General features: G+C 60.5%; 1 protein-coding gene. It reads right to left on the bottom strand.

What is annotated here, in order from left to right; genetic code table 11:
• Positions 1-61: 61 nt before the first annotated feature.
• Positions 62-306: NucA/NucB deoxyribonuclease domain-containing protein (locus DWB68_RS17270; protein ID WP_199700489.1), on the bottom strand; the 245-nt coding region annotated here is incomplete at its 5' end.

The raw sequence follows: 306 nt of genomic DNA, 5'->3' as shown, positions 1-306 counted from the left end.
CCCGCCTCATGCGGCGGAGCGACCCAGAGTGGGGAATTTCGATGAGCAGAACCGAGGAATTTCAGTGAGCGCCGTCAGGGACTCGCCGGGCATTGTTACCTGCTGCAGCACCTTGGTTCGTGCTGGCAAAGGGGTACTCGTCGCAGGACTCGCCCTTCTTGGCGTACTTCTTCACAAAGGTCGACTGGCATGCCACGCGTCTGTTGTTCTTCGTCGTGGTCTCTGTTGCGGTCAAGTCCCCGGTAGTGGTGTAGCGCTCGGTCCTTCGATGTGTGGGGTCAGGCGCTGAGTCCGAGGATGCTGTCG

The organism is Galactobacter valiniphilus (assembly GCF_003575975.1).
Taxonomy (GTDB): domain Bacteria; phylum Actinomycetota; class Actinomycetes; order Actinomycetales; family Micrococcaceae; genus Galactobacter; species Galactobacter valiniphilus.
Note: the sequence above shows the minus strand (reverse complement) of the source record. Positions and strands in the feature narration are given on the sequence as shown.